This window comes from Sulfitobacter sp. M05 (genome assembly GCF_029285175.1).
Taxonomy (GTDB): domain Bacteria; phylum Pseudomonadota; class Alphaproteobacteria; order Rhodobacterales; family Rhodobacteraceae; genus Sulfitobacter.
Genome location: NZ_JABEDH010000002.1, coordinates 1 through 24,936 on the forward strand (window position 1 = coordinate 1; position 24,936 = coordinate 24,936).

The window sequence follows — 24,936 nt, forward strand, 5'->3', positions numbered from 1 at the left end:
AATATATCAACGGCTTCTACAATCCGCGCCGACGGCATTCAGCACTGGGTTGGAAAAGCCCCGTCGCCTTCGAACGGAAAGTGGCCTAAACGAGCACTTGGGGCGGCACAAAAGCGCGACAGGTCCAGAGTATCTATTCCTTCAGACCAAAGCCCGTCATTCACCAAGTCTGTAAAATACACCGCAAGGGCTTTTTTGGCACTTAAGGCGCGACGCCCGGAACCATGTAACATCCTTGGCCACAAACGCTTGGTGACGCTCCTATAAGACTTGACAGATTTCTCTCACCAACTTTTAAACACCGGACGTCCATGCTCAACGCAGCATCCGGTACTTTTGGGCTCTCCCGACACTTTCACCGCGTGTTGCACGAACAGCTGGTCTAGGAAGGCGTGCCTTTCGCTGCGTCTTGAACCAAGGTCAGCTTTGAATAGAGACAGGGCCCCCGGCCCTGCCACACCTAAGGTTTTCTGGTTCCTGGGGGTTCGCGCAAGCGCGATACGCCACTGCGTCACATCAGGGTGAAGGCGCAGCCTTCCCCCTCCGGCAACCCCATTAGATAGGGCCGTGTCCTCGCCTCCGGCTGCGGGCCCCTCCACCCCTATCGAATAGCATTGCCTCGCCCCCATCCGCGTTCGCCACGTGGCAAGGTTTCAGAGCAAGCCGCTAAAGCGGTTGTTCAGAAATCCTGCCCCAATTGGAAGGAACAAGGGATGAGTCAAAGCACTGAAATGGATGGGAAAGGCAAAGGTCTGTCGCAAAAGGCAGAACTATGTGTCGTCTCACAAATGTGTGTGGAACGTCACATACCTTTGACTCAATCAATCTCTATGACCTTATAAAAGCGCGACTACACGTCATTCAATTCTGACCCAAACGTCAAGCATTTTTGACCTAGATGGGTCCATTATCTCTGAAAGCAAAACGACGAAGCCGAGCTCAATTTTCCAAAAGTACTTTCAAGTTTTCCGTCTGAACTCCGCTGCGGCCGACTAGCAATTCGGAAAACTCAGCCAAAAGCTTCACGTAGCTGGGAAGAACGACATCTCGGCGATATGAACCTGCCCCAATCTCAAGGCTATTGGGTTCAACGAAACAGTCTACCCATTCTTCAACCCAGTTCTCGTTCTCTTCAAACCTTGCGCGGTTAGCCTTTATGGCGACCCCGAAGCTGCGACCACGCTTCGTGTCGAAGCAGGCAGCCATAAATTCATTGTAGGCCTCAACGAGGCCATCATTCATCAGCGGTAGAGAACCAAATATGACTTCGTCTAACTCTCTTTTCAGCGCGATTATCTCCGTCGGTGATTGGACCGACCAACCGCCGACGTAAGTACAATATTGGTAGATTTTGTTGAGCTGAGCATTGGCTACGGCGAAAACTTCATACTGCTTTTCGATAACGAAGTTTCTTCGAGCGACTTCACCCTTCAACCGCTCCAATGAAATCGAGACGATGATGCCAAGCAAAAATATACTGGCGGGCAATGCAACATCGCCAATCAACGCAATCATCTGATTATTGTCTAAATCCATCGCCTTGGCCTCCCAGCCGTTCATATTGAACACACCCTCCACCCTCAAAGCTACGAATGAATTCTCGTCCTAGGACTTGTTGCGCGTCATTTTCCTTTTCCAAGGGGACAATCACATCACTAATGAAACTGGAAAATGGCACTCCATCAGAAGAGACAAGCAGGAAGGCGTCATCAAGCTCGATTGTTGAACCAGTAAAGCGCCTGCAAAACTCAAAAATCATTCGTGCGCTATTGATTTTTTCATGGGCAGCCGAGAAAGGTATACAAAGCAAGCCTGCCGTATCGGCCGCAACAATTCGCCACTCCCTTTGCGAGTAATAGTCCAAATGTCGTCGCTCATAAGACGAGTCTGCGGTTTGAAAGAGCGAAAGAACGAGATCGAGACATCCAATCAGTGCTGTTGCCGGTGGTCGGTCTGTATCCAGTAACGCATGTAGGCGCGCGGCATGTCGGCGTTTTACATTCTGGATCGCAGGCCAAACGTTTGGCTCATCGTTTAAGACGTAGTCATAGTACGTAAGCTTCTCTTTGCTGAAGTACTCGTCGTCACTCTCAGCTGCTCCAGCTTCTAGCCAAGCTATAGCAATGAGCAATCGTCTTATTTCTGCTAGTCTAAACAGTAGCTCGTGGCTGACACCTTTATTACCAGCGAGGGTTTGATCGGTCCCACACTCCGCTGCATAGTAGTAAATTGTCGGGAGCATACCGAGTCTTCGCGCTGCTTGTGTGTCGAGACCGATGGCAAATTTTCCAAACAAGTTGGAGCGTTTTTCATCAAGCATTGCATCCTTCACGGCTAGCAACCCAAAGCTGGCTCTTCTTTGAACAACAGAAGTTTCCGGTGGGCAATCATACATCGAGTTTTCATGATCCACGGGAAAGTCTAGATTTTCGGGGGTGAGGATGATCCCATTCGAAAAAATAGACCTAAGCTGCTCAATCCCCGCCTTGCCTGGATCAGCCGAGGCGATCGAGGTCGAAACACGCGGAAACGAATGCACAAAACGTAGAGGCGATGGCGAGTCATTCATTCTCAATCGAAGAACCCCTCAGCAAAATTTTCCCAATTCTCCGGGTTTTGAGACTTGACAGTTCGAAGCAACGCTAACGTACCAGCAAACTCTTGTTGTGATGCATAAGTTATTAAGTCCAAATATTGTATTCGCAAGCTGGGGACTTGATCAAAGACGCGCTCAATTTCGTTCTCTGTCGCGACGCCAAAAAGCACTGACTGGATATCTGAAGTGTCTTGAATTGCAACATCAGCTAGGGGAATTAAACGTTCTCTTGCGATCGTCTCCTTAACAGTTTGGGAAACAAAATCTGCGAGCGCTTCGTCAGATATCTGATCTATGGTCACAGATTCGGTTGAAGCTAGAATGCGTCTGTAGTCATGCAGGCGCGCTTCTGCATCTTCATGAACGGCCTGTAAAAGCGGAACCCGTTCTGGGTAAAGACGTGCTCTTGTGTAGTAAACAAAATCACCGCTTGAATCCATCGACCGATCATAGTGAAATAGCCCACCAGACACAGTCACCTGCCCCTCAAACAAAGAGGCTTGGAACTGGGTGGAGAAGTCTGCCACTACATAGCTTAGTGCGCTACCACCTGGTAGGCGAGGACCATTCAGCTCAGCTAAAACTTCGTTTTCTCGAATTGCCTCCAGATTGACTGGCGAAACACCTCTAAAATCTAATCCATAAGCGATCTCTTCAAGATATTCATCACCAGCGAACTCAATGGCAATGAGGCCTCCTTCGGGTACGAGATTGGCTCTTGACATGCCCGCTGAGCGATAAGTTGCGTTTAATGTGTTTTGATCACCGAAATAGGTGTAAACACCGAAACCTTCATTGTCGATGAACGAAATCATACGTGCTAAATGATCTTCCGACACCTGCACGAAGTAGCAATCACCTCTGCTGGAAAATTGACCGGCGATTATGCATAAACCGTCAGTCTCGTCGTGAGAAATTATTTGCAGCTCGTCTAGGGAGACTTGGACCCCGTCAACGTAAGCACTCGTGAGATCATTAATCAAAATCACCCCTCCAAAGCGGCCTCCAATCGCGGAATGAGGAACGAACGCCTGTCGCTGATGATCGAGTGTAATCCTCTTGGGAAGAGCAATTGCTGGCTGTGCCAGACAGACTAACAGAAATAATTTCAAAGAAAAAAATTTGAACATAATTGGCTCTCAACTCTTATAGGTTGCATGACGGGAGTAGCATATTCAAGTTGGGAAAAATCAACTGCCCGCTTCGACAAACTTGATGGAAAAACTCGCGAAAAACATCTAAAATTGAAAGTGCGCGCACTTGCGCGCATCGTTCAACCAGACACTACCAGCTTTCCATAAACTTCCAGCGCATTTGGCGTCCCTTTCGGAACCGGATTGCCATCCATATCGTAGAATTTTGGAAGTGTTTTACGTAAGAGTGCCAGAACTTTAAGATAACCACTCAGTTTGCTGAAGGTGAAGCAGCCATCACTGACTCTACCAAAATGCAATCGGACCCCCTTACGCACAACCGGCCCTTCTCTGGTCAAATCATCAATGCGGTCGCCATCGTCGCGAAATAACGAGAGCCACAGAGGATTCTGCGTAGCAGCTCGGTAAATATCAAAACCAAGCGCCCCCAATATCTGTTGTTGCTTCAAAACCTTGAAGGTTTCCGCAGGTGTCTTTTGCTTACCGTAACGAACGATGAACCATGTCCCCTTGGGAATTTCACCGTAGGTTTGATTAGGTCGTAAGCGCTTTCCACTGCCATCTCGCGGACCCGCCCCCGAAAATATCGTCAATGTAGTATCGCTCCCAGCATTTTTGCTCAGTTTTACACCGACCAAAAACCCAGTCTCGTCACTGCGTACAGTGTATAGCACGGGCTGTGCCCCATTGCCTTTACGAGCAGTGGGGTAGTCGAGAAGCGCCCCCAGATCGGTTGTTAAAGCGTCAAGATCAAACATCGCGAATCAAGCTCCCTGGCAATTGATCAAGCTTAGCGCTGCTTGGCGCATCATCCCTTAGGGTGAGCGAATATTGGTCAGTGCCAGTGATCACTTTAACGGGCCCAATGATCTCCGCGCCTACCCGGTAAAGCCATTTACCCGGCATAATCGAACCTCCGATCTGGATCGTCAACAAATCCGCCCCCGTCTTTTTATGGGAGACATTGTGGTGAACCTGAACAGTCGCCTTGCTGTCCACTTTGGACGTGGTCATCTGGGTGACTATTTCGGCCAGCTGCTTTTCCACTTCCAGCTTGCGCATATCAACCGCATAGCTTTCTAAGCCTTCCGTTGCTCCGATTGTTGCATCTGAATATACTGCGGCTGACGGGCTTATTACGATGTCAGGCTCGATTGGCTCACCGGTTGCTACCAGCTGATCAATCATCTTCTGGAGGTTTTTGTCTTTGGCCGCATCAATCGCGCGCACTGGCTTGCCGTCATACTTCACACTAAACGCAGAGACCGCTGCCTTCTCAGCTTCTGCGCCTGTTCCTGCTTTCTTGGATGAGTAGTCTTGAAACGCAGTGAGAAAATCTCCCTCCAGTGTCTTGACGAACTCAGCTGCTTTTTCCTCCGCCATCTGCTGAACCTGGTTACGTGCGGCCCCGGCACCGCCCACAGTCGGTTCAAAATGTAGCCCCAGCATAAGCATCCGTGTCATGTCCTCTTGCACACTGTTGAGGAATTCTGGCAACTCTTCCTTGGAGAAGGTACGCACTTCGCGGATGTCGGTCCCGTCGATCAATTCAAACGGCGAGATATAGGTAAACCCGATGTCATCAAGATAGGTCGACGAGACAAAGATATTGTTCACCGCGAAATAGTTGACGTTCAACGTACGGCCGATGTTTGGGTTTGAAATTTGACCGGACGAACTTGAGACAGATTCCATTTCTTCGCGACTCAGCTCCCTTGCAACAACCTCGCTGCGCGACGTCTTGCGCATTTTACTGATCGCTTGCGTGGTCAGTTTGTTAAGGCTTTTTGCAAACTGTCGAGCTGTCTGTTTGGACATTCCCGACGATGATCCACCAGCCGAGAACCCTCCATAAGATCCGGACGCTTTGACACTCCAGCTCTTGGATTTCTCGGAAGTGTTCTCACGCTGAAATTCGTTTTCCACCGACGAGACAGTATCGAAGGAAGTGGAGCTATCGGTCTCAAAGCTCAGGTTTGTCTTTAGCTCGTCTTCGCGAAGCGCTGAACGTGTCGTTTTGATCGAAATGTCGCGCACTTCGCCAGGCAACAGATTGATGCTCGACAGCAATTCGCCCAACTCCATGCCCAACCAACGAAGCTTATAGGCTATCTGCTCTTCAAAGAAAAACTCAGGTAGCCCGACAATGCTGCGCCCACGGGTCGGACGGCGGATCACATGATATCCAGCGATAACGTCCTCGCCAAACAGGTTCTGCTTATAGACCGGCATCAGCAAGACACACGCCTCCTGAAAACCTGGGTCCAGTTCGCATCGTAGTAAAATGCTCTCCAGTGTGCGACCATCGTCGGCTTGGAAACCTGACGCAACATTCTGCAAAACAACTACGTTTTTATTCGCAAGTTCGGTCTGGATGAACTCCGTGACCATTGAATCGTTACTGTTGATGTTTCTGAACTTCACATCTTCTGCTTTACGGTTAAAGCGTTGCACTGTGGTCCAACGCTTTGATCTGCGCATGAAGCGACTGCGCTTATGATGGGTGACTTTCTCTTCAACCCAACGGGTAACAAAACGCTTTTCTTGGATCAGCTGACCTTCCTTGGCCGGGAACGGCGACTGGGCCGCCCCCTTCAAGGTCTGTTTGAGAGGTTCATCATTCTCCATCAGTCGGTAGCCTCGAGACGCGGCATATCCCACTAAACTCGATGTAGATCGTTTGAGCCGTGCAATTTCCTGATTGAGCCCCTGCACTTCACCAAACAGCGCCTGCAACCCTAGATAATTCGCTTCGCCGTCTATCATCGTCTTGAGCTTTTCGCGCATTTGGTTTTTGACCACACGCTGCTCTTTCAAAAATGGATAACGTTCTAATGTTGCCCCAACACCAAGGTCTAGGAATTCATGGCTCGAGTCTCGAACACCGGTGCCCACTTCATAAACCCGCTTAATCCCGTCCACTTTATTGGCCCAAGCATCCTCGTAGTCACTAGGCCCGGCTAAAAACAACTCCTTGGTGAAGCTGATCTTACTTTGCGTGGTCAGCATAAAATAGATGCCCGCAGCCTGACCGTTGGGTCGCGCAAATGCGATAACCGCATTGGCCGGTAAATCCATCTCATCGCTGCTGGCGTCACTCTTGTATTTCAAGATCGGAACATCTCCACGCTCATCTGCTGGCAGACTGGCATCGGGATAGTTCACAATGAAATCGTCAGCCGTAGCAAAAATCGTTGCCACCGTTGCATCTTCGGTCGGCACCCAATATCGCTCGAGCATATCGCGCACGGCCTGAACGCCATTCTTGCGCTGCCATTCGTCATTGGCCTCGCCGTCGAGCAGCTCCGTCAAATCATTATTTGCGGTGGTATCAATTTCGCGGGAACGGCGAAATCTAAAGGGAGGTGCAGCAGACATATACTCCGCATCCAGACCGGCCCAGATGCCTGATCGGGTGATCTCTGAAGGGCTCGAAATCAGAAGGTGGTTATCCAGGTTTCTGGTCATCTTAAATCTCCAATTGAAATGTGGAAAAAGGCTACTGTTACAGACTCAGCCGCGCGGACCTCCGCCAAATACAGCGCTGAGTTGATTGAAAGCGTAAGGCGCAAAGAGCGATCCGGCGGCTCCGATATAGGGCCACAATTCGGACAGCTGCTCTATCATAGGTGGCTTGGCAATTTCGGCATTATTGAGTGCGAAGAACACCCAAATCCCTAGGCCCGTGACAAAAGAGGCGAGGCCAATTGACCCGATTGCCCCTGCAACGCGGCTAAAACTTGTGCCATTTTGCGGGTCATTCTTTTCTGTCAGCGCGCTGGCGATCAACGGGCGTCCCGCACCATCAACCGGCGCGAGCAGTGTCGCAGATAACAGCCGCAATCCCCATATCAAAACGGCCAAGCTGACCACGACCGGTATTACGGTCTCAAAATGTATTCCACTCATCGTTATTCCCTCCAAATTGAATAGTTAGTAAGCTAGAGCCATCAGATATCATTTGATTTTCCAGCTTATGCTTCAGCAGCCCATGGCCGTTCTTCAGTCGAGAAACACCTGTTGATCGCACCTTTTGCGTTAAGTGCGGGGTTTGGTGTGACGTGCAAAATAACTGAATCACCTTCCGCGCCTCGGCCGTGGGCATTCCGCCCGATTGGGATCAGGCCCAGAACACTTCCGCTATCCGTTAAAGTCGCCGCATCATCCGCAGGGAAAAAACAACCGGGGATTTGAAGACCCTCAGGCAAATGTCGCAACACTATAAACTGCGAACCGTCTTCGTCGGTTAGCGGCCCACACCGCGCGTGCATTTGATTGCGCATTTCAAAGTCCTTCCAATCGCAAATCAGCCCGAATTGGGCCGTGTCTTTGTCAGGAAATCGAACGCATGTGATTTAATTGTGATTTTGATTATCAGCAGAATTCACATCGAAATCACACACGCCTTGTTTGATGGATCAAAACAGCGAACACTTACGGCATAGGCGAAAGGAGCTTTGCGGCATGCATGTCATTACATCAGACATTAATTTGAATGATATCTGGACCGCGCCAATCTGGCCCGAAAGCATCTACGCCCCCGCCTTGGCTATTTTGCAAAGCCGCACCCATAACGGGCAGACCGCCAGCGGAGCAGGAGGCAGCCGCGAGGTAGCTTTTGAAAAATGCCTCAGTGAAACTGCCGAGATTTTAGCCCTCGCGGATCAAAAAACCGACTATGTAAGCGTCACTGACGGCTTGGCCGCCCATCCAGATGCAAAAATCGCGCGGCATCATGCGCAGCTTGAGGCGCTTCAACGGAAATTCATATTGGACTGGTGGGCTGGTGCGTGCCCTGCTGAATATCTCTCAGACGATTGGCTCGACGCAGCTCAGGTCACCGCGTTTGTGGATCGCGCGCGGGCAGGTGCCACCGTCTATCGCAAAACCCAGCTGTGGCATCTTGCCTGCACCCTGCCCGTCCATTGTATGATTGCCTGTTCAACCAATCGTATGGGCCAAGACATCATTCTTGGATTTGGCACCGCAACCGACGCTGCAAGCGCCGCACATCTGGCCGTCACGGAAGTCATGTTGATGGAACTAAACCTCTATTCCGTCATGGCAGCGCGGGGTGGGTACCGCCACCCTGACACCGCTCGCATTGAGGCTATTATTGACGAATATGCCAAAAGACATGGTGCACTCTTGTCGGATAGATCCGCCAACGAGGCCAGTCTGGCTTCTGGCACCACCCATGATCTGTCAATCGCAATGCCCGCCCATCGCCTGATTGATCTCACACCGCACCCAAAATCACGTCCAGTATGGCTTTGCCAACTTGACGACAAGCGGATCGTCGATGTCTTAAGACCCGACCATCCTTTCATGGCGCAATAGGCAAGGAGCGACAGGATGACAGACAAAGGCCCACAAAAAGTCACGCTGGATTTCAGCAATAAGCCGATGGGGCAATGCTGCACGGTTTACGACCCTCACGGGGTGCAAACCGGTGCAATTAAATCGGATAATGACTTACCCCGTAGGCTTCCAGCGTTTGATTTCGCTGCCCGTGACTGGCGCAACGCCTGTATGACCGAAAAAGCCAGCATTCCGGCTGGCTATACCTATTTGGGACAATTGATCGGCCATGATGCAGGCGATAGCCGCAACGCGAATCAAATCCCTCATGTTCAAACCAGTCAGCCAAGTGCTGATGAGCAAAGCAACGGAGTAGGGGACGGCGGCAACAAAGACGTCCAAACAGGTGCGGATACCCGCCCAAACGGTCGTTACAATATCATCGAAAATCCGCTTGCATTTGAAACCCTCTATGGCTCGGGCCCGATCACGCTGCACCACGTTTTTGACCCAATCACAATGCTGTTTAGAGTGTCTTCGACCACTGCGTTCTCGGTCGATCTCAGCAAAAAAGAGCACCAGCACATCTACGCCCTTTATGACGTACGCAATCGTGACAACCTCATGGTACATCAATTGGCGATCACTTGGATGAAGTACCACAACTATGTCGCCCTCGCGTTTCGATCCGATCTCAGGGAGCGTGCTGAAGAAGAAGATGGCCTTGCGATGAAGACATTCGTCAAAGCCCGCAAACACGTGCTGGCCACATGGCACCGTGTGATCCGACAGGATTTTGTGAACGCGATGATACACCCTGATGTGGCCGCCATGTCAGAGACTGATATGAAGACCTTCGATCCCGTGGACGAGACAACCTTGCAACACGGCATCTTCCGGACCTTCCACTGCATGCCCCGCGCAGACTATCGCATGAAAGGCAAAGGCCCCAAGAGTTTGCACGAGCTTCTTGCAAGCAATCTTCCAAAACGCTCCGCAGGTGAGCACGAAGGTTGGACAGCCGATCTGGATGAGTTGTTTGATCCGACTAATGGCAAAGGCGACAAAACGGGCGTTTCCGCAAGCCTTACTTGGGCGTTGAAGGGATTAATCAGACAGGACTTTGCCACTGCGCAGAACACGAATCCCTTGCGTCTTTCATCCCACGATATGGAGGCCGTTGTCGCTTTACTGCCCCATGAAAACTGGCGAAATCAGCTCACCCCGCAGGCGCTGAGCGACGCTTTCAACGCGGTTATCAAAGGGCAGCATTTTGAACCGTTGAGCCCTCAAGCATTTTCTGAAATGCCGCTTTACGTGCTGTTGATGATCGAAGCCCATCTACACGGTGGCGCGGGACAGCTAGGCCCCTTGGGCAGTGTTTTGCTCCGCCGCGCGCTTTCTGATCGAATTGATGCCATCGAATTTGGCAAAAACGACCTACCCGACGACGGGCCCGCACACCTAAACTCCATGATTGAAATTGTTCGCACTTTGAAAGGAACGGCACATGCCTGAAAAGAATTACATCATCGTTGGCCGCGAGGTCGGAGAGGCAAAGTTTTTTTTGCACACCGCCAGTAACAAAATTAACAAAACCCGCGGCGATGACGGCATTCCGCTGACTGTGGCCCACATCGGTAAACGTGTCGTCGAGATGTCCGAGAACGGCGCAATAAAAGAAGGGACGCCTGAATACGAGCGAGCCGTTCGGGAAATCAAATATTCGCTTGAGGTGATCCCGCAAGGCTCCACGAACCTTACAACCGCGGAAAAAGAAGCCATCTGGGAGAACACAACAGTCCAGCTGAAGTGGGACAAGCGAAGGCCCAATGGCGCTACGGATGAAAACACCCGCATCATCGTCATTCCTGCAGACAATACACACTCAGTCAACGTCACCACTATGAGCGAGCAGCCACACGGCATGGGGTTTCCCCCTCCTTTGACCTATCCACTCGACGTCGATCTGGTGTTTTCGGCCAATATCGACCGCGCCTTAAGCACCATCGATAGTTTTGTGCCCAAAGCGGGTGTCGACCCTTTAAGTCAGGCACAAAACCAAGCTCTTAAGGACCATATTCGTGAAGAGCTACTGGGCCGTTTCTTTGTGGATCCAGATGAAGACCGACCAGAGATCCTCAGCAAACAGGCTGTACTGGAACAACAGCTGGTCTCATACTACCGCGCCGTCGGTATTTACATTACCGAAATGTGTAAGTGACCCCTCCCCGGCGAGGAGAGGCGGCCCTTGACGCGGGGTCGCCTCGCTAGTTTTGGGTGTAAACGGACAGCAACGTGGCGTGCAACTCTTCCCTGACAGCCTCCGAGCGCAATGGAAAACACGACGCGAACCAATCAATCACGGCCTTCGCGTTAGGGGCACCTTGGCCACACCATTGCCCTGCAATTTCGACAACATAACTGTCCAATCGTTCCCGTGCGGCCTCTGGTTGACCTGTGAGCATCAAGGCCGCCGCATGCCAACCGCCAACAGTAGACATCAGCCCCTGCCCTTGAGCGCATTGTTCAACTGCGACCGCATGGTTTCCGCACAGAAAGTTTGACGCTGCCAAATAGATCAACTGGAACGGCTCCATAGCACGGGGGAGTTGCTCAACCTCAACAATCAGTTCCTGTGCGCGGAGCATGTTGCCCGAAAACGCAAACCCCAACGCTGCAGAGGCCAGCGTCATGGCATTTTGAGAGTTGAGCAACAGGGATTGTTCAAAATGAAACTCGGCCATATCAAACTTGCCCGAATGGCAATAGCACCACGCCAACACCCGATGCGCCCGCGTATCCATCGGGTCACTGGCAACGGCCTCAAGGGCATGATCAAGGGCCGAAAGCATCGCATCTTCTGTGTGACGTGTACCTGGCCGCAGAATATGGCGGACGTTAAGAACACCTGCCAGTTCTGCGTGGGCTGGCCCAAAATCGGGTGCGGCTATGGTGACCTCATGCAAGAGCCTGATCGCCTCTTCCTCGTCTTGAAGTTGCCACGTGCCAATTAGAGTTTGAGATTCAAGCCATTTGTCATAAACACTGGCATTCGTGTCGTGATGCTTACGATGTGACACCACAACACTGAGCGCATTTGCAATGTTGACCACAAGCATCCTGACCTTGCGCGTCCAATCGATATTCGGGCTTTCGATCATCTCAGACCATACTACAGTGCGTGGACTAGAGCGATGGACATCCACTGATAGATACCGCGCGTCTTCAATGCTGTGGAGCCGACACTTGATAGACAAAAACGGGGCCGTCGCAGTGTCATTCGGTTGGATTTCCCATTCACGAAAGCGACCCAACCGCATCCGTAAATCGGAGGTCAAAACGGCCTGTAGGCTCGCGTCATGACTCTTGTTGGGCGGTTCTTCCTCTTCCACGACCTCCAGTGTGATACGCGGCTTGGCTGGCCCCCTATCCATGTTTGAACGTTGTCCTTCGGGGTCGAGTTTTATGGCCGCCAATAGATCAATTGTCTCAGCGTCAGGTTCTTGGTCGAAGAACTGATCAAGGTAGGCGTAGAGCTCATTATAGGTCGCAATTGCTCGAGTTGCAGACCCCGACTGCCACAAGTCCCGCATGATAAAGCGCGCAGCAGTTTCATTGGAAGGCTCCAGTTCTAACGAACATTGGGCTGCCCATCGCGCCGCCTGGTTATCAGAGTCCACGATAATGGCATCCATCACTTCTTGCACCTTTTTCAGAGTTTGGGCGCGCGCAAACGCCAACCAGCTGTCAAATGGTGTCGAGACTCCCAACAGTGCATCAAGTATCGATATATATTCTCGGACATCCTGAAATGCATCACTATCGCCCACAGAGCTACCAATCTGCGTAGCCAGGGCCACCTCAATCGGTCGATCATCAGGCATCTCAAACCCGATCGTGGAGCTACGCGTGATCAGCGTCAAAGCAATCACGTTCTCTGATTCCAGTCTGATCTGGCGCACGGCTTGCCGAAAGGAGTTCGCCGCTTTGGTTTCACCCGCTCCATCCCAAAGCAACTGCGTAATCATTTCGTTGCGGTAGAACCGACCAGGCGTTGAAATCAGATATAGCAGCAAGGCCTGAGATTTTCGCAAACGAAGCTTACGAACAAACGCCAGTCTTGAATTTATAGTTTCCATAGAATTCGCCGTTGCAACTACATACCAATCGTAGCTAAAGCATGCGCTACAGGGCAATTATAGTCGAATAGCATTGATCTTGTCAGCTAGCACTTCAAACTTGATTGCGACAAGACACGATCCTTTTAGCTGCCATTTGTCTTTTTTAGGTATACTCGCAACGGACGCTAGAAGTGTTATCCTATCTGTCTCATTAGACTTAACGAATCATTTATCGGACGACAGGTGTTTATCGGACCGTCATATAGGACAGGAGGTACATGAATGGGAGAACTTATCGGATACGCTCGGGTTAGTTCGCGATCACAGTCACTGGACATTCAGATCGAGGCTTTGAGCAACGCAGGTGTCAGCCGTGAACATCTATACCTGGATAAAACATCAGGCCGTAAGCGTAAAGGCCGTGCCGCACTGGAAGACCTGCTGGGCCGTGGCATCCGCAAAGGCGATACCCTTGTTTGCACTCGTCTGGATCGTTTGGCCCGTTCCACTCGTGACCTCTTGCAGATCACAGAGACGCTAGAGCAGAAGGGTGTTGACCTAAAGGTGCTGGAACAGCCCATTGATACGTCGTCACCAGCAGGGCGATTATTCTTCACCATACTCGGAGCGTTTGGGGAGTTTGAAGCCAGCATTCGCGCAGAACGCCAGCGTGAAGGAATAGATGCCGCCTTGGCCAAGGGTGCCGACAGCCCGTTTAAGGGGCGACCCGCAACGATTGATCCGATGGCTATTCGTCATTTACACGATGATGGATTGAACCCAACAGCGATTGCCAATAAGCTTGGGATCGCCCGATCTTCTGTTTATCGTTACTTGCAAACCAAGAATGAGTGATCAATCTATAGGGGTGCCACTTTCTGTATTTGATTGGAACTTTAGTGCGGCTTATTTCACCAAGACGTTTTGATGCGTTGTGCTACGTCAGAGCGCCTTACATGAATATGATGGCCGCTGAGGTCCGTCACTATGAAACGCCTGACAAGTCCAACCTTGCCATCGTTGTCTTTGATAAGACTGATGGTGATTTCGGCTACATTATACTTGGCCGCGATGCCCGAAAGATTTTTAGGTGCCTTGAGGTTGGCAACAGGTTTTATGCATCTGCGGACGAGGCTGAAGAGGCACTGCGTGAAGCAATCAAACCTTACGAAGCCGACGGTATTTCAGAGTACCCTCAGGGTGATGAGGTTAAGCCGATCCTAGACATCTTCGCTCCTGTAGTGGCTGACGATAAGCAACATGACTACTTCAAGGTTCTTTCATCCAATGAGATGCGTTCTGCAGCTCGTAACCTTATCCAAGAAGTAGCGTATTCTTTCGTTGACGTAGACGGAAATTACATCGAACAGTTTCAAACAACTGGCTTCGATCAAAGACTTTGGGAACTATTTCTGTATGTCTTGTTTCACAAGGAAGGCTTTGAATTTGATCACACTAAGCCAGCCCCTGACTTCTCACTCTCCAGGTTTGGAATGCCTGTTTTTGTAGAAGCCGTTACCGTCGGCCAAAATCCAGATTTCGATGTTCCCGCTGACACCGCGGCCCAAATTGCAGAGTTGTCTCAGAATTACATGCCGATCAAATTTGGCAGCCCGCTCTTCAGCAAACTTAACAGAAAGAACAAGTACTGGGACCTACCGCACGTCGCAGGTCACCCATTTGTTCTAGCAATTCACGACTACCACGGCCTTGCGACTTCGGACACTCCTGGTTCGATGACATGGTCACGTGCCGGTTTGGTAAATTATCTGTATGGTGTGCGTGATGACGTGATCATTGAAGGCGAAACCGTAAGGCCGCGAATGATTGTGAGCAAATACGGCCTGGAACCTGCCATCAAGATTACAACTGAGCATACGTATGGCGACAAGACCATACCTAGCCGCTTCTTTGGTCTGCCTGATGCTGAAAACGTCAGTGCGGTATTGTTTTCTAATGGAGCAACCGTGACGACATTCGGTCGGATGGGAAAAATTGCAGGGCTAGGTGAGCATGACGTGAAGATGCTTCGCATGGGCATGTGGGTGAGCGACGAGATGGGGACTACACAACCCTTCGCGACAGATGTTGATTCTGACGACTATGATGAGGCATGGGGTGATACAGTGACGATGTTTCACAATCCTTGGGCAAAAAATCCAGTTCCTGACGAGCTATTCCCCAACATCAGTCACGCAATTCTTGACCCAATGACAAATCAAGTGCGGTATCGGTTCACTCCAAAGCATGTATTAACCTCGATGACGACCGTTATTGTGCCGACCAATGATGAAACAAAAGACGACTAGAAGTCCTATGCCGCAGTCGGAAACTCATCCCACGTACGTCCATCGAGCGTCCGGCCAGTTCGCTTCTTGTTGATCCCACCCCATTGCTTGAAATGGAAAGCTACCTCGGCTGCGATACATTGGTCGCGAATTGATCTAACCCACTGTGGGTCCATAGGTCGTGAACCTGGGCCGCTCTCTCCGCCTGCGATGGCCCAATTGATCCCATCAAGATTCAGACGCCCAAGGTCGCCAATCAGAGGCTCTAAGCTAAGAAATTTTACGGCTGCACCAGTCTTTCGCAGATTGTCGATCCGATAAGTGTAATCTGCGTTCTCAACACTTACGCCCATCCATACATTCGAAGGCCACTCAAGTTTCTCGGACAGTTCAAGCAATCGAGAAGACCTTTTGGTTAGCACCTGAAACGTATGCTGGCTGCAATCATCCATCACGTCAAAAACGCGCTTAATGAAATCAAGTGGTACAGCGTCTTGAAAAAGATCAGACATTGAATTGACGAATATCATCCGCCCTGACTTCCAGCTATACGGCACTCGCAAAGAATGATCATCTAAGCTTACATTGCCATTCCACTTGGAGCGCCCGCCACTGCGTCGTGTCAAGCCAGTGTACTTTGGTTGGCCCATCGCCTCTAAACGCGCTGCCATCCTCATGGCATAGCAGTTGGTGCAGCCTGGAGAGATGATAGTGCAGCCCGCAACTGGGTTCCAAGTTGCTTCAGTCCACTCAATCCGTGATCCATTAGCCATTAGGTAGTCTCCTCTGGGAAAATGGCCTCTATGTGATTTGCGAAGGTGCCGCTTCGCCGCCCCTTGCCCTTCGAATTGAAGGTCTCGATCTTTCCTTCATCTGCGAGTTTTCCAAGAACATCTTTGTAGTTCTTTGATAGAAATGGTCGGTCCACGCTATGTCGGCGATAGATGTCTTCCATAGAAACTCGCTGACCCGCATACTCCGTAAGTAACATACCTTCCAATTCATCAAGTGGCCGAGTCAACTCAAATAAGAGCGGCATTGACTCGTCGGCTGGCGTGTAAGCGAAGGAAGGAACGCCCTGATCTGCGGTTGTACTAGCTTTCGCCATTATGCTTTTCATCACATCATAGCCCTTGAAGTCCTTGGATACGAAGACGAGATGATGCGTTAACCTGCCACCTTCGTTCCTGAACCTGAATGGTAGCACGTATTCGCCACCCATTTCATGTAGGGCTTCCGACATAGCCTCTAGGACCATCTCTTCACGCAAGTGAGGCTTAGCCCCTGCCACTTTTGCCCTAAGTCGATCCGCGTTCTCTTCACCGAATAGTGCATCCATATGCGCCTTAACTGGTGGGTTAGTAAGCCCTGCATTTATTCGGTTATAATTGAAAAAGAAGACGCAATCACATCCCCAATCTTTGATGACGCCATTCACCAGTTGAAGGGATAGGCCCTTGTACCCAAAGGGGTCGAGGAATGTGAATGTTGGAACTCTTCGCGTTTTTCCAAAGTAGTCGGCTGCGTCTTCACCAACGGTGTTTTGGTTGACGGTCGGTTTATGTGCCAGACGTTCGACACCTGGGAGATTGGCAATTTCGTTTGCCAATGTCTGTGTGTTGTTCTCGTCTTGGTCATTGAACATAGTGACCAGAGCAGCGGCCACACTGGGGGTCTCAAGGGCCTTTTCGATTACCAATAAAGGTGTAGATGCGGCACCGTCTCGGTAGCGTCCAGGACCTGCATATAGATCAACGTATGCGATCTTACCGCCATGATATCGCTGGGCCATCGGAAGTATGATTTTTGACCAAGCGTCAAAGTATTTTTGAACTATCGTTGCTTTTACTGTCGAGGGTTCGGTTCGTTCTTCGAAAAAAGCTGCACTCATGTATACGTCGCCTCTCACGGTGAAATCGCTTTAGGAAGTATCGAACGATAGAACATAGTAAGAACATGTTCAATGACTTGTAGTCCACCCAGACCGAAAGCCCCTTTGCAATCCCTTCATTTTTAATGGGATCCAGCCGTAGAATTAGGTAAGGGGCAACTCAATCAGCGCGAAGGCGCTAGGTGGAGGTTGATCGCAGGCGCTTGAGGATTGATCCGCACCGGATTTGCGCACCACCCTTACTTGGTGAAATACGTGGCACCGGCGGTCTGGTGCGTCAGTCATGACATGCGCACCATTCGGCCATGTTCATCACACCTTCAAAAATGCGAAAGCGTCCATTTCAGCCCACCCGAAACTTACGTGGTAGCGATCAATTTCCGCAGTGCGGCTACGATCTCGCCTTCAACCTGCGCAAGCCGTAATCCCCGTTCCACGGTTAGTTCACGGACCAAGTTTTCTATGTCCACGTTCTTAGGCCCATATAGAAACCAGTCATCGATTGCATGTTGATCAGGATGCCCCACACCTTCGTCCGATTTCATACGCCATCCCTCTGCCTTACATTGCAACCATGCAAGCCAAACTCACTCTTATTGTAAACTCGGACAAGTGCCCCCGCACAGGGGATTGGCGCAATGCCTTCAACATCCAGCTTGCGTGCGAGATGGATTGGGGCAACTTTCTGGACTTCCGCCAACTGCCCAAGGGTTACATATGACCGCTCAAATGCTTGGATACTGCCCTGGGAAATATATTGCTTCTGATGATTGGTATCTGGATTACGTTTGCGGATTTCTGAAAGGATCCCTTGATCTCGCAGGTGTCTGATCGCGGCGACATTGATTTTCAAGTACCGAGCGGCTTCAGGTAACGTGATATCTTGGCAAAGCCTTACGGTCTTTCTTGGGCATATTGCGTCCCAATCTACCTCAATTGCATTCAAGCCCACACCGTCTCCACGGCAGATTTGGCCCTCTAATTCTCCCTTGCGCCAGAGATCAGCAACTTCCGCCAATGGTATACCCTTTTCTCGGCAAAACACGTTTAGCGGCGCAACCGACTTTCCAAGAAGCACCTCCGGTAGTAGCTCAACTTGCCTCATGAGATCCGTTACCTCAACAAGAGACAGATATCGCAACGTCGATGTAATCCGAATGGTCGCCAGCACGCCTCGGTTTTGCAAACCTTTGACCTGAGACGGCATAAGCCCAAGCAGCTCAGCTGCGTCTTTCAAGTTGACAAGACCATCCCAGAAAGTTCGAACTTTTGAGATCTCGTCTATATGGACATCCGTTCGTTTGAGAGCTTTTTCTTCTGACACACCGTCCAAATGACCCAATAGTTTCTTCAGGAAAACTGCGCCAAACCCAAGGCGTTTCCGCGCTTGATCAATCGTGAGCCAGACCTGCTCTGGGGGCAATCGGTCAAAGACCTTTTTGCCAGGCTGCGTTGGATAGCGCGCAAAAACATGCTCCCGGGCAATACTTGCGAGCACTTCGATCTCTGGCGCATTGCGCACTTCACGCAACCAACGAAAATGCACGCCAAAATCGGCCGAGTAATAGGGCCGCTCTGCATTTCCACCGTCGTACAGGCTGGATAACGCGTTCTGATAGGCGTCAGGTCCCTCGACAAGGCTTTGAAAGCCCGCTTGGCACAGTTCCCTGATCCGCGTTTCTGGCAAATCCTGCATACGTTTGACTTTTACGCCGCATAAAGCAGCGCCAAGCGATACGCTGGCTCGATGAAGTTGCGTAAGATCTAGATCTTTCAACCAGTCTTCCGCAGCCCCATTTTGGAGCCTTTCCCTGACATAGGTTTCAAAACCGAATTCTGGTATCTCAACGCTGCGATCGGCTGCTTGAAACACTTCATCACGATGCGCCAAAACACGGGAGACAAAGTCATATGTGGCATGTGAGTTCTCTGCGCTCGGAACCGTTATGAAGCGACAGCCATGCTCTGCACATCGATCGATACAAACAAGTGACCACTCTAGTAACTGACAGACGCCGGTAGGCCCAGCCTTAGCCAATGAACGCGCGACGCATTGCGGGCACAGACGGACAGTTGTGCGCCGCAATGTGCCCATGCTTGCATGCGCTTTCCCCACTCGATATCGGCCATTCCCAACTCGCTTGACGCTCGACAACCGTAGCTTTTGAGATGGCTCACCTATCAACCATGCTAAACGTTCAATCTGCTCATCATGACCGCTGCAAAGGGCCGGCCAACGCATGCCGAGATCAGTACAGAAATCACGCGGGGTCGTCTCATATAGCTTAGCATGTCGGCTAACGTAGCCTGACAGTGCTTCCCCCTCAAAGAGGGGGAGCGCTGGTGTTAGAGGCGCTGTCACGCTTCCTCTCCATCGAATTCGAAGATCTGTCGCGGGTTTATCCGCGCAAAGTCCTCCGCAATGAACGGGTTGAGGCCGTCGATCGCAGCACTGCGTTCATAAAACACATCCGCAAAGTGTTTGGCCTCAAGTTTCGCTTCAAAACCATCGCTCTGAAGCGCCTTTGCAAAAGCTTGGACCGTGATTTCAGCCATCAGGCCAAACTCGTAATCCGCCGCGTGCATGAGTCGTTGCGCAAACACCTCGTTGCGCACAGATGGCAGCGTTTCGATCTTTGCCTTTGCAGCGTATTGCTGGATTGTTCCCAACACTGGGGCCACATCACGGATCGCATGCAACCTCCCGATCTCAACTGGATACAAGCGACGTGACAACTGAGGGTCTTGGTTCACGATCTTCTTGAGATCAGGCATGCCAGAAAGAACAAGTCCTGTCGGCCAGTACGAATTCTCCATAACGGATTTCAGCGTATTGACGACGGACTGTCGTTCCTTGTCGGTTTGATAGCGCGCCAAGTCCTGTGCTTCATCCAGATGCAGAAAACATGTCTGTCTCAACTTAAGCTGTACTTTAACCTGATCCCAAATCGCTGGTCCCTGCTTGTCACCCGAATAGGGGTAACCAAGTGCGCGAAGCGTTGCTGCACCGACGAACTTCATGGTTGCTGGACTCGGCACCTGCAGGCCAAAGAACTCGCAATGGTCCTGCGTGGTATCTGTCATCAGCAACGCCTTGTTCTTCCGGATAAGCTCCCGAATGGCAGTGGTTTTCCCACTGCCAGATTGCCCAACAACAACGATGCCGCGTGCGTTATTCATCATGCCGTCAGCCATGTCCGCACGGCGTTGTTCCAGCAGGTTGTGGAAGTGTGTTTCCAGCTTTTGGTATGAGGGGGTCACGAGGTACGTCGAGCGCAGATATTGGATGGTTTTCCGGATTTCATTATTCGTTGTTGTCATCGTCGTTTTCCTGGTTGGCAGAGTTGTCATCATTGAACTGCTCGTCATCGCTGGACGGCCAATATGGGATGGGTTCGTCTCGTTTTTCGCGCAAGACAGGTTGATCCTCTGGCTGAGGGTTCGGGTCATGCTCGATTTCGTTGGATAGAAGACCCTGATTACTTCGGTCGCGACCATCCAATGGCTTGGGGTCCAACTGAGGATCAGAACCCAAAGAGAGCCCCCAGAAGGTCTCTTTCTGGGCCCGCTTGATCTGTTCGTAGGTCTCGCCAATTGGCCCCAATTGGCGCTGCGCACACTGCTCTGCATCGATTTCTTTAATGCGCTCGATTGCACGATCGACAACACCTTGTGTCAGGGAGGCGGCATTGCGGTTGTTCTGTCGAAGGTTAAAGATCGTTTGCTCCCAAGCAGCAAAGGACACGCCGTCAAGCCCATCAATCTGAGACTTGAGGGTGGACCAACCACTGTCTGCACCGTTTTCCAACCAGACCGAGATGTGCCCCATGTCTTCGGGATCAATCCGAACATCGGCATGCTGTTTTCCAAATTTCTGGAAGTGCTTCGCCAGACGCTCAGAGTGGTAATTCACGCCGTTGACTAAGACACCGTGACGTCCGGTGTCGCGGGAAAATGCAACACCGAGGATATGCCGCAATGTATGGTTGCTCATCGAGGGGGACCAACCAAATTCCTTGATCAGACGGTCCCAAACTATGTTCGGCGTCGCATACTCAAGCCCGCTATGTTTGCGGTTGTGGTATACATCGACAGTAAACCGTACCAATAGTTCAATGATGCTCTCCGCCGTGTGCACGGCGTATTTTTGAGAAGGGTAGTCACCCCGTTCTTTCGGGTTGGAGTGTGTGCGTCCCGTTAAATATGGCATTAGCCGTTTTACAAAGGTGAGGAATACGCGTTCCACGTGCCCCCTCAGCTTGGGTATGCCGGCGGGCAACACCGAGTAGTCAATACAGAGGTCTGAAAGAGCCGCTTTGAACTCTGCATTGACGAAGGCAGGTCCGTTGTCGACCGCAACATGACCTATGTGCCCGTGCTGCTTCCACGCCGTCTCGCAGCCAAGTTGACGTGCAAGATCAGTTTTGTCGCGCATTGCCATCCACAACACCGCCTTGGCATCCTCGGCAGTCGGGCTCCTCGACAGCTTCAAGCCAACTATGCTGCGGGTGGCCGTATCGAAAGCGACACAAACCCAGTATCGGCCAGTTTCGATGTCACGTACGCTGTCTTTGCTTATATCGAACCCACCCTTCTTTAGCAGAGCAATCAGATCAATCTCCCATTCATCCATCTCAATCCGGCTGAGCGGGACGGCGAGTTTCAATCCTCCGCCATGTGCACCAAGCTTGTTCTTGGCAGCGGCCAATCCCTTTCGAGCCGCAAGAACTTCAAACTGATCAAGTTCTTTGATCCGCCGCTCGATTGTACTTTGTGAAACTTCGCTTAACGGGATTTCACCACTCAGCTCTCGAACCTTGTTGCGCTTGCGGATTTCAATATTCACAGTTTCATGGACATGCGCCGGTGCAATTTGGTTTGGGTGCAAATAGCTTTCGAGGGCCCATTGAATAACGGCTTCTTGCTCTGCACCTACCCGCTTGGCATTGCTTCCGTTGAAGGTCGACTTTTTGACAAAGACCATTGGATCTTTGCAGGCTTCCCAATCCCGAACCCACCCCATAATTGATGTTCTGCAAGGTGTTCGTCGGATAGTAATGCTGTCAAAAGCTGCGCCCGCCGTTGCTTTCTTCAAGCCAAGCCTCAGCTTCTCGGAAACACGGCGTTCGAGGTCTGGCAAAAATTCATGCCAACGCTCTGCAGATCGATTAGCCAGGCCTTCGACTTCCATCTCTAGGAATGTTGTGGACCAACATTCTTTCCAGAAGGCATCCAGTTGGGCCTTTGTTGAAATGCGTGTCATTATCGTGCGTCCAGCAACAGCACGTCTCGCTACTTGGCGGCTTTCAAAGTAGCCATACTGGATCGAAAACTGGCCCCCGTCGATTAGTTCGGCAAGCTCTGCGTGAGTGAGCGAGATTGGCTCTCGATCGCCGCGCAGATACTTAATTTCCACGAACAGCGGTGTCACTTTCGTGATTGCGTGAAGTTCGCCGTTTGCGATGATTGCGTCACAAGTTGTGACGCCAAGGCGGACTGATTCATGTTTCATCGTCATTGCCTCTAGGTGCTACGATTGAGTTGGTGGAAATGAGCTCACGTGTGTTGGCGATGAGTTTCCCCGCATAAATCGCGCGAAAGGCTGCTCTGAAAGCGCGAGCGCCCAAGCCAGACTTGTTGATCAACTCAGTCAGAGAGATTTCGCTAAACAAGCGGTTGATCAGGTCGGACACAACGCTATCAGCGTCTTCGTCGGGGCACCGTCGGAAGAAATTCAGAAGTTCCGCATTTCGGACTTCCACCCGATGCCGTTCCCGTTCCGTTACCAGAAAGACTTTGTCAGCAAAGCCGATCGGCAGGTCGCGCTTGATAGACTCTAGCTCGGCTTTGAAATTGAGTTTTCTGGCGCGTTCCAGCGGCTTAACTGCAATAGCCACGCGGCGACCACCCCTGAACTCCGCTAGGTAGTCAAATCGATGTGTCCGTTGTTTGCCATCTACGTCCACGAAGCTGACCGGCTTCGGTTGATCGAACAGATTCCAAAGGTTTGGCATCGCCAGCGTCAGGAGGCAGGTTTCGCGCTCTCCTTGGCTGGCGCTGATGATCTGCCGCCAGTATTTTTCAGCAGGCGTCATCGCTAAAGTGAAACCGCGCACGGTGAACTTTGATCGCGCAGGGAACATTAGCCCAGCCGTTGTCGGCGCAGGCGGACGATAGAGATCGTCGTCAAAAAATGAAGTCATGTTTCTTGCCAAGGCAGCCGGTTTCCCAACGCCAACGGCACTCCTTGATGTTGAGACAAACGAGACCCGTCCACAGAAGCGCTCTGCAGAGTTGACGGGTCTCGGAATTTGGGTCATGAAGGAGGTGCAAAGGGCGTCAAACTTTTGCACCTAAGGCCTTGTCGGAAGTCTTCAGCTTCCTTCGAGGCCTTTGCTGTTTATGGGCTCATGATTTTTTCCTTTCGTATTTCCGATCGGGGAACAGCTCTTCGGGTGACGTGTCCAGCGCATCTGCTAAAGCCTGTTCGACCCTTCTAGAACGTCGGTACCCTTGACTGACCGCGGTCACACTCCCGGGTTTGATGTTCAACCGCTTCGCGATCTCTGAGAGCGTAAGCCTCTTTTCATGTCGAAGCCTGAACTTGAGAAGTTCGTGGTTTGCGAGATCTGGTTTCATAAATTCATCAAACTTTTTTGCTGCTTAGTACACTTCCCGCCCGCTCGTCCGAGCGTCAAGAATTTCACCTTTGTGTAGGTCTTTTGCTTCAACTTGGTACATTCAGCCTCAAGCAAAATGAGAATTGGGATTGGTCTTTGGGAACCTTTTGAGCACGATGAAGGCAGATAGAATCAGACGTACCGAGAACAAATGGACATCGAAGGCGACAAACCTCCGAGTGAACGATAGATGGAAAAATCTAGCGACAGCTTGACGGATCAAGAACTTACGCAGCTCTGTAAGGCGGAAGACGATCTACGGCGCGCCCAGGCCGCCTATGACGAACTTGAGCCACTCCGCCAAAAACAGAGGGCTTCTATACCCCTGCCCAGAAGAAAGCGCCCACGCAGAATACTGACTGCAGAAGACCGGGAAGCGCGAAAACGGCTAGCTGACGAGAAAATTAGGGAGAAAAATCAAAAACGTAAGGAGGAATCGCAGAAACGCGCCTTCATCTACAGTGTTCAAAGAGACTACGAAACTCCACGCTCACCTGAAGAATTGTTGGCGGCTTTTCACCAAGTCGGGTCATTGGATCAGTTGGCGAAGCAAGCTCAAACGACCCGACGCTGCGCCGTGCAGCTGCTTAAATCGGCTGGTCTCGACGTGATCGAGTTTATCGCCAAGGACTGGGAAGCAGGCATGTCTTTACGCGCTCTAAGTCGCAAACATGGTCCAACACCACAGACCATTTCTAGCTGGATCAAGCCGACAGGGCGGCTGATCAAGCCACGGAACAGTAACCAAAGATATGATCTTTCGAGGATGTCAGAGCTGTTTTCGAAGAGGTGGTCAACAAACAAAATTGCGAAAGAAATGAAGTTGAGTTGGGCAACCGTTCAGAAAGCAAGGGTCGCATGTTGATGTGGCTGGCTCAACAGTAGATATGGGGTACCGCATT

The 24,936-nt window shown here is 51.1% G+C and carries 20 protein-coding genes; 6 read left to right on the forward strand and 14 right to left on the reverse strand.

Annotated elements, in window-relative coordinates; all coding sequences use genetic code 11:
- Positions 1–939: 939 nt before the first annotated feature.
- The 6 genes from HKX44_RS08140 to HKX44_RS08165 form a co-directional block, all read right to left on the reverse strand.
- Positions 940–1,560, reverse strand: a complete 621-nt coding sequence (locus HKX44_RS08140) for a hypothetical protein (RefSeq protein ID WP_276150843.1) — start codon at positions 1,558–1,560, stop codon at positions 940–942.
- The gene (locus HKX44_RS08145; protein ID WP_276153201.1) at positions 1,520–2,575 is read right to left on the reverse strand and encodes a hypothetical protein; all 1,056 of its coding nucleotides are present in this window, start codon (positions 2,573–2,575) and stop codon (positions 1,520–1,522) included. The genes HKX44_RS08140 and HKX44_RS08145 overlap by 41 nt, the downstream gene beginning before the upstream one ends.
- Entirely contained in the window at positions 2,572–3,726 is a 1,155-nt protein-coding gene (locus HKX44_RS08150) for a hypothetical protein (RefSeq protein ID WP_276150845.1), read from the reverse strand. The genes HKX44_RS08145 and HKX44_RS08150 overlap by 4 nt, the downstream gene beginning before the upstream one ends.
- A gap of 143 nt (positions 3,727–3,869) precedes the next feature.
- Positions 3,870–4,508, reverse strand: coding sequence for a hypothetical protein (locus HKX44_RS08155; RefSeq protein WP_276150846.1), 639 nt, complete (start codon positions 4,506–4,508; stop codon positions 3,870–3,872).
- Positions 4,501–7,218 (reverse strand): hypothetical protein, encoded by a 2,718-nt coding sequence (locus HKX44_RS08160; RefSeq protein ID WP_276150847.1) that lies wholly within the window; start codon positions 7,216–7,218, stop codon positions 4,501–4,503. Before HKX44_RS08160 ends, HKX44_RS08155 begins: the two co-directional genes overlap by 8 nt.
- A 45-nt stretch (positions 7,219–7,263) precedes the next feature.
- Positions 7,264–7,659, reverse strand: coding sequence for a hypothetical protein (locus HKX44_RS08165; RefSeq protein ID WP_276150848.1), 396 nt, complete (start codon positions 7,657–7,659; stop codon positions 7,264–7,266).
- A 555-nt stretch (positions 7,660–8,214) separates the two neighbouring features.
- Here HKX44_RS08165 and HKX44_RS08170 point away from each other — a divergent pair.
- Genes HKX44_RS08170 through HKX44_RS08180 form a run of 3 tightly spaced genes read left to right on the forward strand, consistent with a single transcriptional unit; the run spans position 8,215 to position 11,275 of the window.
- A complete protein-coding gene (locus HKX44_RS08170; RefSeq protein ID WP_276150849.1) occupies positions 8,215–9,090 on the forward strand; it encodes a YcaO-like family protein in 876 nt (291 codons plus the stop codon).
- Positions 9,091–9,105: 15 nt separating this feature from the next.
- On the forward strand, positions 9,106–10,569 hold the full coding sequence (locus HKX44_RS08175) for a peroxidase family protein (RefSeq protein ID WP_276150850.1): 1,464 nt from the start codon (positions 9,106–9,108) through the stop codon (positions 10,567–10,569).
- Positions 10,562–11,275 (forward strand): hypothetical protein, encoded by a 714-nt coding sequence (locus HKX44_RS08180; protein WP_276150851.1) that lies wholly within the window; start codon positions 10,562–10,564, stop codon positions 11,273–11,275. Before HKX44_RS08175 ends, HKX44_RS08180 begins: the two co-directional genes overlap by 8 nt.
- A gap of 46 nt (positions 11,276–11,321) precedes the next feature.
- On the opposite strand, the gene HKX44_RS08185 is transcribed toward HKX44_RS08180, so the two are convergent.
- Positions 11,322–13,193: a BTAD domain-containing putative transcriptional regulator gene (locus HKX44_RS08185; protein ID WP_276153707.1), complete on the reverse strand. Its 1,872-nt coding sequence runs from the start codon at positions 13,191–13,193 to the stop codon at positions 11,322–11,324.
- Between the two features lie 264 nt (positions 13,194–13,457).
- On the opposite strand from HKX44_RS08185, the gene HKX44_RS08190 reads away from it, so the two are divergent.
- Positions 13,458–14,030 (forward strand): recombinase family protein, encoded by a 573-nt coding sequence (locus tag HKX44_RS08190; protein ID WP_276150853.1) that lies wholly within the window; start codon positions 13,458–13,460, stop codon positions 14,028–14,030.
- 101 nt (positions 14,031–14,131) lie between these two features.
- On the forward strand, positions 14,132–15,484 hold the full coding sequence (locus tag HKX44_RS08195; RefSeq protein ID WP_276150854.1) for a hypothetical protein: 1,353 nt from the start codon (positions 14,132–14,134) through the stop codon (positions 15,482–15,484).
- A 5-nt stretch (positions 15,485–15,489) separates the two neighbouring features.
- On the opposite strand, the gene HKX44_RS08200 is transcribed toward HKX44_RS08195, so the two are convergent.
- The 7 genes from HKX44_RS08200 to HKX44_RS08230 all read right to left on the reverse strand — a co-directional run bounded on the left by HKX44_RS08200 (position 15,490) and on the right by HKX44_RS08230 (position 23,993).
- On the reverse strand, positions 15,490–16,236 hold the full coding sequence (locus tag HKX44_RS08200) for a phage Gp37/Gp68 family protein (protein WP_276150855.1): 747 nt from the start codon (positions 16,234–16,236) through the stop codon (positions 15,490–15,492).
- Complete coding sequence (tcmP, locus tag HKX44_RS08205) at positions 16,236–17,354, reverse strand: three-Cys-motif partner protein TcmP (RefSeq protein ID WP_276150856.1); 1,119 nt, start codon at positions 17,352–17,354, stop codon at positions 16,236–16,238. Before tcmP ends, HKX44_RS08200 begins: the two co-directional genes overlap by 1 nt.
- Before the next feature lie 541 nt (positions 17,355–17,895).
- Positions 17,896–19,716 (reverse strand): TniQ family protein, encoded by a 1,821-nt coding sequence (locus tag HKX44_RS08210; protein ID WP_276153708.1) that lies wholly within the window; start codon positions 19,714–19,716, stop codon positions 17,896–17,898.
- Positions 19,713–20,675, reverse strand: coding sequence for a TniB family NTP-binding protein (locus HKX44_RS08215; protein WP_276150858.1), 963 nt, complete (start codon positions 20,673–20,675; stop codon positions 19,713–19,715). Before HKX44_RS08215 ends, HKX44_RS08210 begins: the two co-directional genes overlap by 4 nt.
- Positions 20,659–22,866, reverse strand: a complete 2,208-nt coding sequence (locus tag HKX44_RS08220) for a DDE-type integrase/transposase/recombinase (RefSeq protein WP_276150859.1) — start codon at positions 22,864–22,866, stop codon at positions 20,659–20,661. Before HKX44_RS08220 ends, HKX44_RS08215 begins: the two co-directional genes overlap by 17 nt.
- Positions 22,856–23,557 (reverse strand): hypothetical protein, encoded by a 702-nt coding sequence (locus tag HKX44_RS08225; RefSeq protein WP_276150860.1) that lies wholly within the window; start codon positions 23,555–23,557, stop codon positions 22,856–22,858. The genes HKX44_RS08220 and HKX44_RS08225 overlap by 11 nt, the downstream gene beginning before the upstream one ends.
- Before the next feature lie 205 nt (positions 23,558–23,762).
- Positions 23,763–23,993 (reverse strand): helix-turn-helix domain-containing protein, encoded by a 231-nt coding sequence (locus tag HKX44_RS08230; protein ID WP_276150861.1) that lies wholly within the window; start codon positions 23,991–23,993, stop codon positions 23,763–23,765.
- Between the two features lie 231 nt (positions 23,994–24,224).
- Here HKX44_RS08230 and HKX44_RS08235 point away from each other — a divergent pair, with 231 nt between their 5' ends.
- Positions 24,225–24,899 (forward strand): hypothetical protein, encoded by a 675-nt coding sequence (locus HKX44_RS08235; protein WP_276150862.1) that lies wholly within the window; start codon positions 24,225–24,227, stop codon positions 24,897–24,899.
- Positions 24,900–24,936 lie beyond the last annotated feature (37 nt).